The organism is Ralstonia pickettii, from assembly GCF_030582395.1.
In the GTDB taxonomy this organism is placed as follows: Bacteria; Pseudomonadota; Gammaproteobacteria; order Burkholderiales; family Burkholderiaceae; genus Ralstonia; species Ralstonia pickettii_D.
Map to the genome: position 1 here is coordinate 655,197 of NZ_CP104381.1, position 16,787 is coordinate 671,983.

Annotated in this window: 12 protein-coding genes and 1 tRNA gene; 10 read left to right on the forward strand and 3 right to left on the reverse strand. The window is 57.7% G+C overall.

Features of this window, described 5'->3' with window-relative positions:
* Positions 1-70: 70 nt before the first annotated feature.
* Positions 71-814, reverse strand: coding sequence for a TetR/AcrR family transcriptional regulator (locus N5B55_RS03055; RefSeq protein ID WP_304539106.1), 744 nt, complete (start codon positions 812-814; stop codon positions 71-73).
* 181 nt (positions 815-995) lie between these two features.
* Here N5B55_RS03055 and N5B55_RS03060 point away from each other — a divergent pair, with 181 nt between their 5' ends.
* The 4 genes from N5B55_RS03060 (at position 996) to N5B55_RS03075 (ending at position 4,018) form a co-directional block, all read left to right on the forward strand.
* A complete protein-coding gene (locus N5B55_RS03060; RefSeq protein WP_065857921.1) occupies positions 996-1,253 on the forward strand; it encodes a YkgJ family cysteine cluster protein in 258 nt (85 codons plus the stop codon).
* 6 nt (positions 1,254-1,259) lie between these two features.
* Positions 1,260-1,853 carry a DUF1439 domain-containing protein gene (locus tag N5B55_RS03065; protein ID WP_304539107.1) on the forward strand — a complete coding sequence of 198 codons (594 nt, stop codon included), beginning with the start codon at positions 1,260-1,262 and terminating at the stop codon, positions 1,851-1,853.
* A 51-nt stretch (positions 1,854-1,904) separates the two neighbouring features.
* Positions 1,905-2,786 (forward strand): undecaprenyl-diphosphate phosphatase, encoded by an 882-nt coding sequence (locus tag N5B55_RS03070; RefSeq protein WP_009238869.1) that lies wholly within the window; start codon positions 1,905-1,907, stop codon positions 2,784-2,786.
* Between the two features lie 119 nt (positions 2,787-2,905).
* Complete coding sequence (locus N5B55_RS03075) at positions 2,906-4,018, forward strand: NADH:flavin oxidoreductase/NADH oxidase (protein ID WP_304539108.1); 1,113 nt, start codon at positions 2,906-2,908, stop codon at positions 4,016-4,018.
* 25 nt (positions 4,019-4,043) lie between these two features.
* Here N5B55_RS03075 and trmB read toward each other — a convergent pair whose 3' ends face one another.
* Together trmB and N5B55_RS03085 are read right to left on the reverse strand one after the other, a co-directional pair.
* On the reverse strand, positions 4,044-4,817 hold the full coding sequence (trmB, locus tag N5B55_RS03080; RefSeq protein WP_304539109.1) for a tRNA (guanosine(46)-N7)-methyltransferase TrmB: 774 nt from the start codon (positions 4,815-4,817) through the stop codon (positions 4,044-4,046).
* 85 nt (positions 4,818-4,902) lie between these two features.
* Positions 4,903-4,976, reverse strand: a tRNA-Gly gene (locus tag N5B55_RS03085).
* Positions 4,977-6,566: 1,590 nt separating this feature from the next.
* Here N5B55_RS03085 and N5B55_RS03090 point away from each other — a divergent pair.
* From N5B55_RS03090 to N5B55_RS03115, 6 genes are all read left to right on the forward strand, one after another.
* Entirely contained in the window at positions 6,567-7,160 is a 594-nt protein-coding gene (locus N5B55_RS03090) for a hypothetical protein (protein WP_304539110.1), read from the forward strand.
* Positions 7,161-7,188: 28 nt separating this feature from the next.
* Positions 7,189-7,968 carry a hypothetical protein gene (locus N5B55_RS03095; protein WP_304539111.1) on the forward strand — a complete coding sequence of 260 codons (780 nt, stop codon included), beginning with the start codon at positions 7,189-7,191 and terminating at the stop codon, positions 7,966-7,968.
* 51 nt (positions 7,969-8,019) lie between these two features.
* On the forward strand, positions 8,020-11,655 hold the full coding sequence (locus N5B55_RS03100) for a beta strand repeat-containing protein (protein WP_304539112.1): 3,636 nt from the start codon (positions 8,020-8,022) through the stop codon (positions 11,653-11,655).
* Positions 11,656-11,781: 126 nt separating this feature from the next.
* Positions 11,782-13,953, forward strand: a complete 2,172-nt coding sequence (locus tag N5B55_RS03105) for a type I secretion system permease/ATPase (protein ID WP_304539113.1) — start codon at positions 11,782-11,784, stop codon at positions 13,951-13,953.
* A complete protein-coding gene (locus N5B55_RS03110; protein WP_304539114.1) occupies positions 13,950-15,293 on the forward strand; it encodes an HlyD family type I secretion periplasmic adaptor subunit in 1,344 nt (447 codons plus the stop codon). The genes N5B55_RS03105 and N5B55_RS03110 overlap by 4 nt, the downstream gene beginning before the upstream one ends.
* Complete coding sequence (locus N5B55_RS03115; protein ID WP_441295868.1) at positions 15,265-16,743, forward strand: TolC family protein; 1,479 nt, start codon at positions 15,265-15,267, stop codon at positions 16,741-16,743. The genes N5B55_RS03110 and N5B55_RS03115 overlap by 29 nt, the downstream gene beginning before the upstream one ends.
* The last annotated feature ends 44 nt before the right edge of the window (positions 16,744-16,787 follow it).

Here is a 16,787-nt window from a genome sequence, read left to right on the forward strand (position 1 = left end):
TGATGCAAATGAGGGTTTGACGAGAAACCCGGCATTTTAGCAAGTCCGGAGGACATTCCGGCAGATGTTGTCATGACGAGGCGCCTTGATCGGGGTTGTCGCCGCCCTCGGGCAAGGGGCGCCACGGTTGCGCGGTGAGGGCGGGTGGAGGCGGAATCACCGCGCCCGTCGCCGGATTGCGTAGCACGCCGTGCAGCAGCAGCGACACGACGTGGGCGATAAACGCCTTCGGTTCCAGCTCCCGGTGCGAGCAGGGGCCGAACGAATGCTTCCACATCATCAGGAAGATCATCGGCGCGACCATGGTCAGTGTGGTCAGGTCGATGTTGACGTCGCGGAATTCGCCGCGGGCCATGCCGCGTTCGAGGATGCGCGCGAACAGGCGGTCGCAGCGGTCGATGACTTCTTCGTGGTAGTACTGCGCCAGGTCGGGAAAATTGCCCGATTCGGCCATCAGCAGCTTGGTGAGGCCCGAAGCCGGGGATTCGCCGATGAGTTCCCACCAGCCCATCAGAATCTCGTGCAGCAGCGCTTCGCTGGTGCCGTCAAAACTGTCGATCAGGGCCTCGCCCTCGGCCAGCGCGGGCACCAGGTTTTCCTGCACGACGGCCTTGAACAGCTCTTCCTTGTTCGCGAAGTACAAGTAGACCGTGCCCTTGGATACGCCGGCAGCCGACGCCACGTCTTCCAGCCGCGTGGCCGCATAGCCGCGCGCCACGAACAGGCTCAGCGCGGCGGCGACCAGTTCCTGGGGGCGGGCCTCTTTGCGGCGGGTCCAGCGTTTGGAGGAAGACTCGGAATCTTGATCAGTCACGGCGATAGGGCGTCAGTCAGCGCGCACGGTCACTGACTCACAGATAACTTACTTTCCGGTCATTAATGTACGCACGCGGCAGGGGTGGGTCAAGCGGCTTCGGCACTGTCAATCAGACTGGGCCTCGATTGTGCTGGTGCACAATAGCGGTTTCCGCCCCGATTTCGTTGACTGGGACAGCATGGACTGTCGACCCCACTGCGGCGCCTGCTGCATCGCGCCTTCCATCTCTAGCCCCATTCCTGGCATGCCGAACGGCAAGCCGGCCGGCGTGCGCTGCGCGCAATTGGACGACGCCAACGGTTGCCGTATCTTCGGCCAGCCGGAACGTCCGGCGGTGTGCGGCAGCCTGCAGCCCGAGCCCGACATGTGCGGAAGCTCGGCCACGCATGCCATGCAGTTTCTGACGCGACTTGAAATCGCAACCGCAGCGCACTGATTTGTCATGACCGATTCCACGAACACTGCCGCTCGATCCAAACGCGTTCGCTGGTGGGCGGGTGCGGCCGCTGTTGGAATAGCCATTGCCGTCACGCTCGTAGCCTGCATGCCCACTGGTTGGACCGGTGACGGCTACACCTTTTCGCGCAGCCAGATGCAGGACGCGCTGGCGCGCAAGTTTCCGTTCCAGCGGCGCTTCCTCGGCTTCTTCGACGTGACGCTATCCAACCCGCAGGTGTCACTTGACCCCGCGCGCAATCGCATTGCCATCCAGGCAGATGCCGTGGTGGAAAGCGGCCTGTTCCGCCAGCCGCTGACAGGTCCACTTGCCGTCTCCAGCGGCTTGCATTACGACCCGTCCACGCATTCGATCGGACTGAATCAGCCCAGTGTTGATCGCTTCGATCTGCAGAACGTGCCCGGCGGTATCGGTCCGCAGATCAGCTCGATCGGTTCGTTGATTGCGGGCCAGTTGCTCAATGACTACGCCGTCTACACGTTCAAGCCCGACCAGCTGAAAGTGGCCGGCATTGCGGTCGAGCCCGGTACAATCACGGTTTTGCCCGAAGGTGTGCACGTTCAAGCCAAGCGGCCCTGAATCTGCAGCACGCCCAGCGCTTCGTTTTCTTCTTCCTTCTTTGCCTACTGCATGGACATCGCACTCGCCATCAAAGCGCTGATTCTCGGCATCGTCGAAGGCCTGACCGAGTTCCTTCCCATTTCCAGCACCGGCCACTTGATCCTCGCTGGCCAACTGCTCGACTTCAATGACGAAAAAGGCAAGATCTTCGAGATCGTGATCCAGTTCGGCGCCATCCTGGCGGTGTGCTGGGAGTTCCGTCACAAGATCATCGACGTGATCAAGGGATTGCCGAATGACCCGCGTCAGCAGCGTTTTGCGATCAACGTGATCGTGGCGACGATCCCTGCAATCACGCTTGCGCTGATCTTCGGCAAAGCGATCAAGGCGCATCTGTTCAACCCGATCGTGGTGGCGTCGGCGTTCATCATTGGCGGCTTTGTGATCCTGTGGGCCGAATGGCGCGAACGTCATCGCGGCGAAACGCACGACCCACGCGCCAATGCGCTGCTCGAAGCCGCCAAGGCTGGCGCGCCGCGCATTGAAACGCTGGATGACCTGCGCATCTCCGATGCCATCAAGGTGGGTTTCGCGCAGTGCTTCGCGCTGATTCCGGGCACGTCGCGCTCCGGCTCGACCATCATCGGCGGCCTGCTGTTTGGGCTGTCGCGCAAGGTGGCGACGGAGTTCTCGTTTTTCCTGGCGATTCCCGTGATTTTCGGTGCGACGGTGTACGAGCTGTACAAGTCGCGGGCGCTGCTGTCGGCCGATGATCTGTCGATCTTCGCCGTGGGGTTTGTGGCCGCATTCATCTCCGCGTTCTTCTGCGTGCGCTGGTTGCTGAAGTTCATTGCCACGCATGATTTCCGCGGTTTTGCTTGGTACCGGATCATCTTCGGCATCATCGTGCTGGTAACGGCTTATACGCACCTCATCGCCTGGCAAGCCTGAGCCACACGCAAGCATTTCCCTTCTTCGGTGCGAGGCTTTCGCACCGTCTGCACGATCGGGCAGATTCGGACACACTGGCGGTTTATTTAGCCAGCCGCTGACTGCCGAATCTCCCGATCATGAGTGCTCTCTTCCAGCCTTTTTCCCTGCGCGGTCTCACGCTTGAGAACCGCGTCGTCATTTCGCCGATGTGCCAGTACTCGGCCGACAACGGCCAAGCCACGGCGTGGCATCACACGCATCTGGGCAGCCTGTCGCTTTCGGGCGCCGGATTGCTGATGATTGAGGCGACCGCGGTGTCGCCAGAAGGCCGCATCACGAACGGCTGCCTTGGTTTGTGGGACGACGCGACCGAAGCCGCGCTTGAGCGCACGCTGGCTGCCATTCGCCAGAATGCGTTGGTGCCGATCGGCATGCAGATCGCGCACGCGGGCCGCAAGGCTTCGAGCGCTCGGCCTTGGGAAGGCGGAGCGTTGCTGGCGCTCGACGCAGGCGGTTGGGAAACGATGGGGCCGTCCGCGTTGCCGCAGCGCCCCGAGGAGCGCGCCCCGCGCGAAATGACCGATGCAGACCTCGCCCGCGTACGCGATCAGTTCGTCGGTACCGCTCGCCGCGCTGTGCGGCTGGGGCTAGCGGCCATCGAGCTGCACGCCGCACATGGCTATCTCCTGCACGAATTTCTGTCGCCGATTGCCAATCAGCGCACCGATGCCTATGGCGGTTCGCGTGAGAACCGCATGCGTTATCCGCTGGAGATTTTCGATGCGGTGCGCGCAGTGGTGCCGGACAACATCCCCGTGGGGGTGCGCGTGTCGGCCACCGATTGGGTGGAGGGCGGCTGGACGCCGGAAGATTCGGTGGCGTTTGCACAGGCGCTGCGTGCCCGCGGCTGCGATTGGATCGATGCTTCGTCGGGCGGTGTGTCGCCGCTGCAGCAGATTCCGTTATCGACCGGCTACCAGGTGCCGTTTGCCGAGAAGATCCGCAACGGAGCCGACATCCCGACCATCGCCGTCGGCCTCATCAACGAAGCGCATGAGGCTGAGGCCATCGTTGCGCAAGGGCGTGCGGATTTGGTCGCTGTCGGCCGGGCGTTCCTCTACAACCCGCATTGGGCCTGGGCGGCCGCCGCTGAGCTGGGCGCGACGGTCAAGGCACCTCCGCAATACTGGCGCGCCTTCCCGCGCCACGCCAAGAACCTCTTCGGCGATACGCATTTCGGCGCACGCTGACGCGCGCCAGCATGCGCGGACGTGGTCAGGCCCGCTTGCGGAAGACCACGTCCCACACGCCGTGCCCGAGGCGCAGGCCGCGCTTCTCGAACTTCGTGACGGGCCGATAGTCGGGGCGCGGCGCGAAGCCGTCGGCGGTGTTTTCCAGCGTCGGTTCGGCGGACAACACTTCGAGCATCTGGTCGGCGTATTCCTCCCAGTCCGTCGCGCAATGCAGATAGCCGCCCGGCTTGAGGTGCGCGGCAAGACGTGCGACGAACGGGCTCTGGATCAGGCGCCGCTTGTTGTGGCGCTTCTTGTGCCACGGGTCGGGGAAGAACACGTGAATGCCATCGAGCGTGCCTTCCGGAATCATGTGGGCCAGCACTTCCACGGCATCGTGCGAAACGATGCGGATGTTGCCGATCTCGCGTTCGCCGATCAGCTTGAGCAACGCACCAACGCCAGGCTCATGCACTTCCACACCGAGAAAATCATCGTCCGGGCGCAATTGCGCGATGTGCGCGGTGGTCTCGCCCATGCCAAAGCCGATCTCGAAGATGCGCTTGGCGCCGGCGCGGCCGAAGGCGGCGTCCCAATCCAAGGGCTCGGCAGCGTAAGGCAGCAGGAAGCGCGGGCCGAGTTCATCGATGGCACGCTGCTGGCCGGTCGAGGTACGGCCGGCGCGGCGCACGAACGAGCGGATGCGACGCGGGTGGCCGGTTTCCGCACCGCTTTCGGCGCTTTCTGCGGTATTGGTGTCTTGCGATTCCGGCGTGATGTCGTCGGGGCCGGTGCCCGGCTGTTCGATGGGCTGCATGGAGATCCCGTGCCGGTTGCCCGTCAATGGACGAGGGGCGCGCAGGCAACAAAAAAGCCGCCGAGGGCGGCTTCAGACTGTTCGGTGGAGCGGGCGATGGGAATCGAACCCACGGCTCTAGCTTGGGAAGCTAGGGTATTACCATTATACGACGCCCGCGTAGCCCCACATTCTATGCGGGGTTGCAAGGGTTGGGCAAGCGGGGAGGATGGACGGTGACGTGAAAAGTGTCACCACCGGCACTCCGCTCGCTGCATTCGCTGGCATTGAGAGTGACAAGTCATCTTTGACGCATGGGCTCCGCAGAGTCGCGAAGCGCATGTTCTGTAGTCATGGCGCGACCTGTATCTGGTCGCTGATGTCGCCCATGCTGGGAAAGGATCCGCGTTCAATCAGAACGCACGCCACAGCGTCGCGATACGCTACGTGCTTCTCCCATGGCTCCCGCTCAAAGATCGCGTGCAGCTTCCCAGACGGGGCGAAGCCGTCTCGAAGTTCAGATACGGCAAGTCCGTCCAGTTGCTCTCGAATCTGGGACAGTTCGGCTTCGGAGAATGGGAAGGGAATGTTGGCCAGCGTCAGCCTTGGAGAGGCGGCATGCGTGTGCGGGGTTTGACAAGGCTTTCTGCTCCGCCTCGGCTGCGCCAGTCTTGTCAAACGTGAGGCCGTATTCCTTATGAATCGCGCCCATGAGCAGATTGGCCGTCTCGGCCTAGCATGTCAAGCTCAAAAGCAGGCTGGGCAATAGAGTCACGCGCTTTATTGTAGTGGTGCCCTCGGTTGCGCGTGATAGATGACCGCACCTAAGCACCCAGTTCGACTATGTTGGTCGCGGGGCGCTGGAATTATGCCTCCGGGCAAGCCACCATCACCAGAGATGAAATTCTGCCCTACCAGCGGCCTGCAGTCGCGCGCAAACCAGCTCAGCCGTCTATTTCTAAATTTTTCAACGCAGATATAAAAAATAATAACAACATCGAATTTCTTATCAATTAGTCAATTTGGGTTATTTCCACAGCCAAGATTTTTGCTAGGATTTTATGCAGTCGACCTCAGAGTCCGACACAAAGCGCACGGGCGGTACGGTGGCCAATGTCATCGGAGTTACAAGTGAAAACAATGATGGATCGCTCGCGTTCGATTTCCGTCCTTCCCGCGTTCTTTGAATTCCACGCTGGAGTTATTTCCACGCCTCAGAGCCCACGGCGCACCAAGTCGCTCAGCCTGCGCCGAGTCCTGCCTTCGACTTAGCGATTTCCTAAGTTATCACAGATTTGATTCGTCAATTGCATTTCGCCATGCATGGTGAGGGAGGCGACGTTTCGCCTTCGCAAATCACGTTTGAGCACTTGATATTACGACGAATGGCTTGGCAGTGTGCACCCTATGGAAATATTATGTCTGCCGGTTCCGCAAATTCGTACTTTTGGTGGTCATTTTTATAACTCACGGCTCCACGGAGTGAAATTCTGCGCCCAATAATCGTGCGGCACTTGTTGAAAGCGTACACGTCACGACCAACGGCGATTAAATGTTGCCATCAGTAGTAGCCCGGATGAGTTGGATCGATGTGGAGACCTATTAATGATTAATTCGCGATCTAGCCCCGGATTCTTCGCAATGGAGAGATGCGCTAACAGAAGAAAAAACTCAACCATCGTTCTCTTGATGGCATTGATCTGCGCGTCACCTTGTGCATCCTCTAGTCCTCCCCGGGATGCCGCTCTCACTCAGAAGGATTTGAGGAAAATGGAAACCCAGAATCCATCTGGATCACCGGTCGGTATCCAAGAATTTTGGCAACGAATATTAGCATTGATAGGCAACAACCATAAAGGCTACGTCAGGAAGAGTGAGGTCGAGGAGAAGTTATCTATTCACTTTTCGCATATTGAAAAGGATGGTGATCGGAGAAATCTTGGGTCCGAATACTTCTACGAATTTAATAATGAAATTTACGGTATTGGACAAGTAAAGATAGGACTTTATGAGGACAAGACCTTCTCATTGCTAAACGTCGATTGGTTTCAGCGCCAACAATACGCCATGGGTCAGGAGAACGACCCGGCGGTGGCCCTGGAAAATCGTCATCCTCACCTGGACTATGGAGTGGAGCCGAACTGCTTGATGGTGAATGGTGTCTTGCGTGATCTGGGGAAATTGGGGTGGGAGACAAAAGGAAATTCCATTCCGGTCGGCGAATACTCCAGAGTTTTGTTCATGTCCGGCGATCCCGCGCCGCCGGAAATTGTTGGAACAACCAAACCATACATCTCAGTCACATCCCCAAGCGAGTCTAGTTCCTGCGTGGTCGCACTTTCAATTAGATCACGATCCAACTAAATAGCCTCGCGTGATTTAGGAGACAATCATGCCGACGTCCATTACCGACCCAAAGTTGAATGCACTGCTGAATGCTATTTCCGACCCTGCTGGAAAAACGGCGATTACCAACGCCTTGTTGGCTTCGCCTCCGCTACTGGCTATGTACACAGACATGGCAAATGGAAATCACGGGGATCAAGTTCTCACTAAGATTGATTACAATCCCGACATTGGTGACAAAACCGGTTGGTACAGCTCGGGAACAATGCATATCGGCTTAGGTTGGATCAGTGTAAGTGGGAGCATAAATCAAGAAAAACTAAGCTATTTAATGGGGCATGAGGGGCAGCATGATGTAGATGCGGCTGATGTGGCCGCCGCTGACTCTACATTTAATCAAGCAGTTTCTAATAAGGCCAGTTCTGGCGGCTCCCAGCCGCATGACTATACGGCCATCCTTGCAGCAGACCAACAGGCACATCTAAATGATGAGGGGAAAGCCGACATTGCCGGCTGGAACGCCGCAGTGTCGGCACTTGGTCATCCACCAACTGCAACTGACATTAGCACTCTAACCAGTCTCTTAGGTCATTCCTTTTACGACGGAAACGGCAATCTAAAGCCAGGCTTCGCTCCCGACCCGAATAATCCGGGACAAATTCTCATCACTGACCCTCAGACCGTCGCGAATGCGGCAAATCAGTATGGTAACTATACGCCGTCCACCGGCAATGGCGTCGCGGACACCTATCGTCAATTCTACGATGGCCCGAAAATCGATGCGATCGCCATCGCAGAGAATGGTAGGGCATTTCAAATCGATTAATCCGCACTCGGGCTGACGAATGCGCCGAACAATGGGGGCGTGCTCTCAACGTTGGAAGCTGACGATTTAATGATTAGATCTAATCTAATAAACAGCAGCGCCGGACAACAATGTACGATAATTAATGCAGCGGATGGCAGTACAAGTATTTTCAGCTTCAACGCCAATCAGACCACAGTTGAGTTTAAGTCAGTGCCAAGCTCGTTTACGAGCGACGAAACGAGAACATACAACATCTCAACATCTTCAAATAATACGAAGCAAGCAACTCTTGCCTCCGATGACATAAAAACTATATTCAACGGATCTTTGGCGAGCGAAACGAAAACAACATATAGCTCTGACGGAACAACCATTACCACATCTACAGACAGCAACGGTGATGGCAAGGTCGACACGGTTGAAACGGTTGTCTATACAGACAGCAGTCGCTCCAAATTGAGCACAGATACGACGACGAGTTACAATTATTCCGCAGGGACCATGGAGGTTGATTTCGTCAACTATAATCCAGGCGGCACGCAGTGCACATTTGATAAGAGCACAACGCCGATAAACGGCGGAACAACGATAAGCGACGTTAATGGAACGGAAACGCCTCAAGGCTCAGTGCTGACGGCGAATTTTACCGGTAACGGTGGTTCAATCAACGCGAATAATGCCGCCGTTTCGGTGGCAAATGGGGCGACCGCTACCATTACGGGGTCTGGCAACACGGTAAAAGAAGGGAATGGGGATGCTGTCACAGTAATTGGTAGTGACACCGTTACCACGCCAGCTCATACATTCACCACTTCTGGCGAGAACACGGTTGTAACCAGCTCGGATGGTACGACCGCTCAGGATCAGCAGTTGAACTCCCAAGGGCAGGAGGTAGATGCCGTCAACTACACCACTGGCTTTCTGGGCCTCTTTCCTTACGAGACCAATCAGGAAAATTTCAACCCAGCGACGGGCGCCGAAATCTCGAACGTTCAGTACAACTCGTCAGGACAGGAAACAGATGTACAGTATTTCGCTGGCACAACAACCAATAACTACGAGACAAATCAGGTAAATTTTAATACGTCCACCGGCGGTGAGGTAACAAACGTATTGTATAACTCGGCAGGCCAAGAAACCGGGGTGCAAAACTACGCCGGCACTGCCACGAACGACTACGAAATTAATCAAGAGAACTTCAACCCGTCTACCGGCGCTGAGATCTCGAACATCCAGTACAACACATCGAGCCAAAAGACCGATGTGCAGTATTTTGTTGGAACCACGTCCAACGACTACGAGACCAATCAAGTTAATTTCAACCCTGTCACTGGTGCGGAGACGTCAAACGTCCAGTACAACTCATCTGGGCAAGAAACCGACGTCCAGGTTTATGCCGGCACCGCCACTGGAAATTACGAAACAAATCAGGAAAATTTCAACCCAGCCTCTGGCGCCGAAACATCCAACATTTTGTATAACTCGGCGGGCCAGGAAACCGGAGTGCAGTACTTCACCAGTGGATTGCTGTCCACTTACGAAACCAACCAAGAGAACTTCAATCCGGCGACGGGTGCCGAGATCTCGAATGTTCAGTACAACTCGTCAGGGCAGGAGACGGATATACAGTACTTCGTTGGGACAACGACCAACGACTATGAAACCAATCAGGTAAATTTCAATCCGTCTACTGGTGCTGAGACAACGAACGTACTGTATAACTCAGCGGGTCAGGAGACCGGTATTCAAAATTATGCCGGTACCACAACGAACGACTATGAGATCAATCAAGAGAATTTTAATCCGTCCACTGGCGCGGAGATCTCAAACATGCAGTACAACACATCGGGAAAAGAAACAGATGTGCAGTACTTCGTGGGAACCACCAGCAACGATTACGAAACCAACCAGGTCAACCTCAATCCGACCACCGGCGCGGAAACGTCCAATGTTCAATACAACTCGTCGGGACAAGAGACTGATGTTCAAGTTTATGCCGGCACCGCAACCGGAAACTATGAAACCAACCAGATAAACTACAACCCCTCCACAGGTGCTGCGACGTCGAACGTGCTTTATAACTCGGCGGGTCAAGAAACAGCCGTACAGAATTTCGCGGGTACCACTAGCAACAACTACGAAATCAATCAGGAAAACTTCAACCCAGCCAACGGAGCTGAAGTTTCCAACATGCAGTACAACGCGTCGGGACAAGAAACGGATGAGCAGTTTTTTGCCGGAACGACGACCAACGACTACGAAACCAATCAAGTCAACTACAGCACGGCCAACGGAGCCGAGACAACAAACGTTCTGTACAACTCCTCGGGGCAGGAGACAGAGATCCAGTATTTCGCAGGAACGACGACTAACAACTACGAAACCAGCCAGATTAGCTACAACCCATCAAATGGGTACGCGACATCGAACATTCAATTCGACTCTACTGGTCACGAGCTTGATGCACAGTATTTCATTGGATCTGGACCAACTAACTACGAGACGGAGAATGTTAAGTTTAATTCCGGTGCCGCCTATTCGTATGAAATAGACAGATTCAACTCAAGTGGGGCGACCGAGGTGGACCAGTATAACCAAACAACTGGTCAGCAGACTGACGCAATGTTCTTCAATCCTTCAACAGGTCTTGAAACGGAGGAGGAGAGATTTAACCCTGCTGCCGGCCAGTATGCGGACGAGATCCTGCAATACAACTCGAATGGCAAGGAAGTTGAAGATGAACAGTTCAATGCCTCGACTGGTCAGGCAACTGCGGTCTATTTTTGGGACGGGACCAACAACTATGCCTATGAAGAGGAGTTTTCGAACGGTGGACAGTACTTCAGTGAAGTGGATTACTTCAATTCTTCCACCGGAGCGGAGACTTCTGGCGAGCAATTCAACGGCCAAACGGGTGCTGAGACGGCGTACTACAGCAATGGGGCATGGCAATCGTATTCTCCAGGCGACCCGGTGGCTACAGATCCCTCTGTCAGCACCAGCCCCGATACGCCGCCTGATTTGCCCGATTTGAGCTCATGTCCCGATGGTACTGATCCGATCATTCTGAATTTGGCAGGCAGCTCGGTACAAACGACTGCCTTGGCGGATTCCCCAGCACGCTTTGATATGCAGAATAGCGGCCAAACGGTCCAGACAGCATGGGGCACCGCCGGGGAGGGCTACCTCGTGTATGACCCTAATGATCCGAGCAACTCCATGGCAATTACACAGGATAGCCAACTGATCGGTGGCTTCGGAGCACTGGAGTCGCTTGCGCAACAGGCCGGCGGCACTGGCACCGGAGTGCTGGACGCTTCCAACGGGTTGTGGCGTGACTTGAAGGTATGGGTCGATTCTGCAGGTACGGGCCAATTCCAGAGCGGGCAACTGTACAGCCTCGATCAGTTGGGGATCACGGGAATCAACCTGAACGCAGTGCATGTCAACCAGAACAGCAGCGGCAATACGATTCTGGACGACAGCACCTTCGCGCTAGCAAATGGAACAACAGGTGATATCGCGGGGGTCAGTCTGCAGTATGCGCGGGCCGGTGCCCAAACCGCCGCGCCAGCAAGCGTCGCAGCTGATCAGCTGGTCCAATCGATGGCAGGCTTCGCACCGGCCTTCGCAGGCCAAACCTATTCGCCTCTGTTTTCTGACCAGACGGCAATCATGGGGCCACTCTTGGCAGCTGCACACTAACTACGCGTCGCCCACTGTGAGGCTCATGTGGTGCTCCACGGGATGTTATTCCGTGGAGCACCGTGCTTACGTTCGTGTGCAGGATATCAACGCGGACGTCTTCCCTGCATTCTCCCCAAGCGCTTCATGACTCAAATCAGTATCGATCCGGCCCCCTCTCAGATCGAAGAGGGCGTTTCCAAAGACATCGATACCGCATTGGGCTGTGTCCTCATCATGGCGAACTTCCACGGCATCGCCACAGAAGAGGCCCAGCTACGCCACGAATTCGGCCACCGCAAGTTCGACTCGCAGACGGTCTTGCTGGCGTCCAAGCAACTCGGCCTATCCGCCAAGTTGGTTCGGCAGCCCGCCGAGCGTCTGGACCGGACGCCGCTGCCCGCCATCGGCATCGACCAGTCCGGCCGCTTCTTCATCGTCGGCAAGATCGATGCAGGCAACGGCTCGCCGCGTGTTCTGATCCAACATCCCGGCAGCGCCCCCAGCGTCCTGTCCCTGCAAGACTTCCTCGCCCTCTGGTCTGGCGAATTGATCCTGTGCACCAGCAAAGCCAGCTTTGCCGGCGACATGGCCAAGTTCGACTTCACGTGGTTCGTGCCCGCAGTCGTCAAGTATCGCAAGCTGCTGGCCGAAGTTCTTCTGGTTTCCCTGACGCTGCAGATCATCGGTCTGGTCACGCCTATGTTCTTCCAGGTGGTGATGGACAAGGTGCTGGTCAATCACGCCATGAAGACGCTGAACGTGATTGCCATCGGCCTGATCTGTGCAAACCTGTTCGAGGTTGCGCTCACCAGCATCCGCAGCTGGGTCTTCTCGCACACCAGCAGCAAGATCGACGTCGAGCTGGGTGCACGCCTATTCCGCCATCTGCTCAGCCTGCCGCTGGCCTACTTCCAGGCACGGCGCGTGGGCGATTCGGTCGCTCGAGTGCGGGAGCTGGAGAACATACGCAGCTTCCTGACCGGCAACGCTATGACGGTCGTGCTGGACCTGCTGTTCTCGGGCGTCTTCCTGGCGGTGATGCTGTGGTACAGCGCGTGGCTGACGTTGATCGTACTGGTCTCCATTCCGCTGTACATCGCGCTGTCGGCGATCTTCACGCCCATCATCCGCGCTCGCCTGAACGTCAAGTTCAACCGCAACTCGGAGAACCAGTCCTTCCTGGTCGAGACCATCAGCGGCATTGATACGGTCAAGGCCATGGCAGTCGAGCCCCGGTGGACCCAGAAGTGGGATCAACAGCTTGCCGCCTATGTGACGGCAGGCCTGGCCGTGACCAACGTCGCCACCATCGCCAGCGGTGGCGTCACGCTGATTAGCAAGCTCGTGACCGCCGGCATCATGTGGTTGGGCGCTAGCCTGGTGATCAACCACAAGATGACGGTGGGCGAACTGGTTGCCTTCAATATGCTCGCCGGCCAGGTCTCATCTCCGATCTTGCGCCTCGCGCAACTCTGGAACGACTTCCAGCAAGTCGGTATCTCGATGAGCCGGCTGGGAGACATTCTGAATGCTCGCACTGAGGTCGTCGGCCAGAAGTCGCGTTTGCCCAAGCTCGCAGGTGCCATTGGGTTCGATCAAGTCGCCTTCCGCTATCGGCCCGACGCCCCGGACGTCATCCGGGGGATATCTCTGGCGATCGCCCCAGGCGAAGTGATCGGTATCGTCGGTCGATCCGGCTCGGGTAAGAGTACGCTGACCAAGCTCGTACAGCGCCTGTATGTGCCGGAGCGCGGCCGCGTTCTCATCGACGGCCAGGACATCGCCATCATCGATACAGCGTCGCTACGCCAGCAGATCGGCGTGGTGTTGCAGGAGAACACGCTCTTCAGCCGCTCAATTCGCGACAACATTGCGTTGTCCAATGCTGCAGCGCCGCTGGAAGTGATCATGGAAGCGGCGAAGTTGGCTGGCGCGCATGACTTCATCTGCGAACTGCCGGAGGGCTATGACACCGTCGTCGGTGAGCACGGTACGGGGTTGTCTGGCGGCCAACGTCAACGCATTGCGATTGCTCGTGCGCTGATCACCAACCCGCGAATCCTGATCTTCGACGAGGCGACCAGTGCACTGGACTACGAATCCGAGAAAATCATTCAGGACAACATGCGGCGCATCTGCCAGGGGCGCACGGTACTGATCATCGCGCACCGGCTGTCGGCCGTTCGTGAAACCAATCGCATCATCGTCATGGAGCGCGGGCAGATCGCCGAGATGGGTAGCCACGCTGAATTGCTGAAGAATCCGCAGGGCATCTATACCCACCTCTATAACCTCCAGCAAGGAGGCGCGGTATGAGTCTGCGCCATCGCATGCAAGCGTGGGGAGACTTGTGGCGTCGCTATGGCGCGGCATTCCGCCACGCCTGGCAGCATCGTCATGCCATCACGATGCCGAAGTTCATGCCGCATGAAGCGGAATTCCTGCCCTCGGCGCTATCGCTGCAAGCGCAACCCGTCTCTCCGGTTGGGCGCTGGGTTGCGAGGATTCTGATGCTGCTGATCCTTGTGCTGCTCGTATGGTCCATCGTGGGCAAGATCGACATCATCGTGAACGCACAGGGCAAGATCGTGCCGTCGGGACGGACCAAGACGATCGCCTCGGTGGAAATCGCCAGCGTACATGCCCTCCACGTCCAAGAGGGGCAGGCGGTAAATGCGGGCGACCTGCTCGTCGAACTCGATGCCCGGGCGAGCGACAGCGAACGCGACAAGGCCGTCGGCGATGCACAACTGGCGCGCCTGCAGGCTGCACGCTCCCGCGCACTGCTGGACGGCATTGACCGCGGAAAGGCGCCGATCTTACCCCCGGTAGACGAGGTACCAATCGAGCGCTGGCGCGAGGCGCAGCAATATCTGCAAGACCAATGGCGCGATTACACCGCCAAGCTCACGCGGTTAGATGGCGAAATCCGGCGATATGCAGAAGCACTCCCGCTGGCGGCTCAGCGTGCGCACGACTATGCCGACTTGGCAAACAGTCACGACGTCTCCCGCCACGCCTATCTGGAGAAAGAACAGGCGCGTGTCGATCTTGAAGGCCAGCTCGTCGACGCGCGCAACCAGAAAGCCGCGCTAACGGCAGAGACGCGCCGCGTTGCCCAAGACAGCCTGAACGAAGCCAAGAAGACCCTCGGCGAATCGTCCGAAGATGCGAGGCGTGCAGGCGTGCATAGTGAGCTGTTGAAGCTGGTGGCGCCTGTGGACGGCACGGTCCAGCAACTGACCGTTCACACGGTGGGTGGCGTCGTTCCGGCCGCGCAGCCGCTGATGCAGATCGTGCCGCAACAGAGTGTGGTTGAGGTCGAAGCCTTTATGGAGAACAAGGACGTCGGTTTCGTCCAGGAAGGGCAGGAAGCCCAGGTCAAGATCGATACCTTTGAGTACACCAAGTACGGCACGGTGCCGGCACACGTCACCCACGTGTCGCGTGACGCCATTGAGGACGAAAAGAAGGGCCTGATTTACTCGGTCAAGGTCGCGCTCGACAGGAGCACGCTGGATGTCGATGGCAAGCAAGTCGCGCTGGCCCCCGGCATGAGTGCGACGGTGGATATCAAGACTGGAACGCGACGAGTGATCGAGTATGTGCTCTCGCCGTTGATCCAGCATGGACAGGAAAGCTTGCATGAGCGGTAAGGTGGGAGGGAGCGCCGCCAAGGCGTTGTTGTACGGGGGCGTCTGTGGGCTCGCATTGCTGTGTGGAAGTGCGGCATCAGCTTGGAGTTGGCCGGCTCGTCTTGATGATCCGCTCTATGCACGCCCCCCGGTACTGGATCGTGGGGCTGTTCTTCCTGGCGATGGGCAGCCCATCGTGTGCACTTCAGGGGCGGTGGCGAACCATCCACTCACACTGAGCGAGACGGTGGACTTGGCGCTGTGCAACAACCCGCAGATCAAAGCGGCGTGGGCTGCCATCAAGACTCAATCCGGAGCCGTGGGTGAGGCCCGAGCTGCCTACTTGCCGACGGTCACGTCCACCTTGTCGCAATTGCACACGCGCAATGAGTTTCCGGGTCATCCGGATGCCAACAACTCGACTGATGGACACACCCTGTATGCCGGGTTGAACTGGCGCATCTTCGATTTCGGTACCCGGGCGGCAAATCGAGAGGCAGCCAATGCGTTGCTGGTTGCCGCCATGACCGCACACGATGCTGCCCTGCAGAAGACGCTCGCTAGCGTGGTTGGCGCCTACTTCGACGTGTTGACAGCGCACGCGGCCGTTGCTGCCAGAGCAGAAGCGACCAAGCTGGCACAGGACACGTTGGATGCAACCGAGCGGCGAGAGAGAAAAGGGGCTGCCGGTCAAAGCGACACGCTGCAGGCCCGTACTGCGCTGGCCAAGGCTCAGCTTGCCGAACAACGGGCGTGTGCTGACGACAACAAAGCCGTCGCAGCACTGGTCTACGCCATTGGCCTGAAACCGGGTGTACCCATTGAACTGGTGGAGATGCGAGAAGGAACGTCCACTGAGGGGATTGGCAATCTTCAAGGTTGGCTGGATGAGGCAGTGGCCAAGCATCCCGCAATCGCCGCAGCAAGGGCGCAATGGGACGCGGCACGTGCCAAGGTGCGCCAAGTCCGGGACGAAGGCCTACCGAGCATTGACCTGACCGGCAACGTCTACCAGAACGGCTATCCGAATCAGGGGTTGCAAGGCGCGCGCACGACGGTTACGACAGTCGGCGTCACCCTGACGATCCCGCTGTTCGAGGGCTTTGCGCGGACATACAAGGTCCAAGGTGCTGCGGCACAGGTTGAGCAAAGTGCTGCTCAGTACGAGGATATCGAACACCAGACGCTTTCCGATGTGATCAAGACGCACGCAGATGCGGTCTCCGCGCTCGGTAACTTGGAGGCTTCGGACACGCTGCTGAACTCCGCTCGGGCGGCACTGGTGTCATCGGAAAGGCGTTACGCGAGGGGCGCGGCGGACATCCTAGAGTTGCTTTCGACACAATCTGCGCTGTCAGACGCCTTGCAGGAGCGCGTCAGGTGTATCTCGGAATGGCGTTCGGCACGCGTGCGCCTGCTGGCAACCGCCGGCATGCTGGGGCGATCTCAATTAGATCGGCTGAATCAGTGAGCCCGTGATGGTGGACGACCTTGGCCATTCATGGGCTCGTGGGT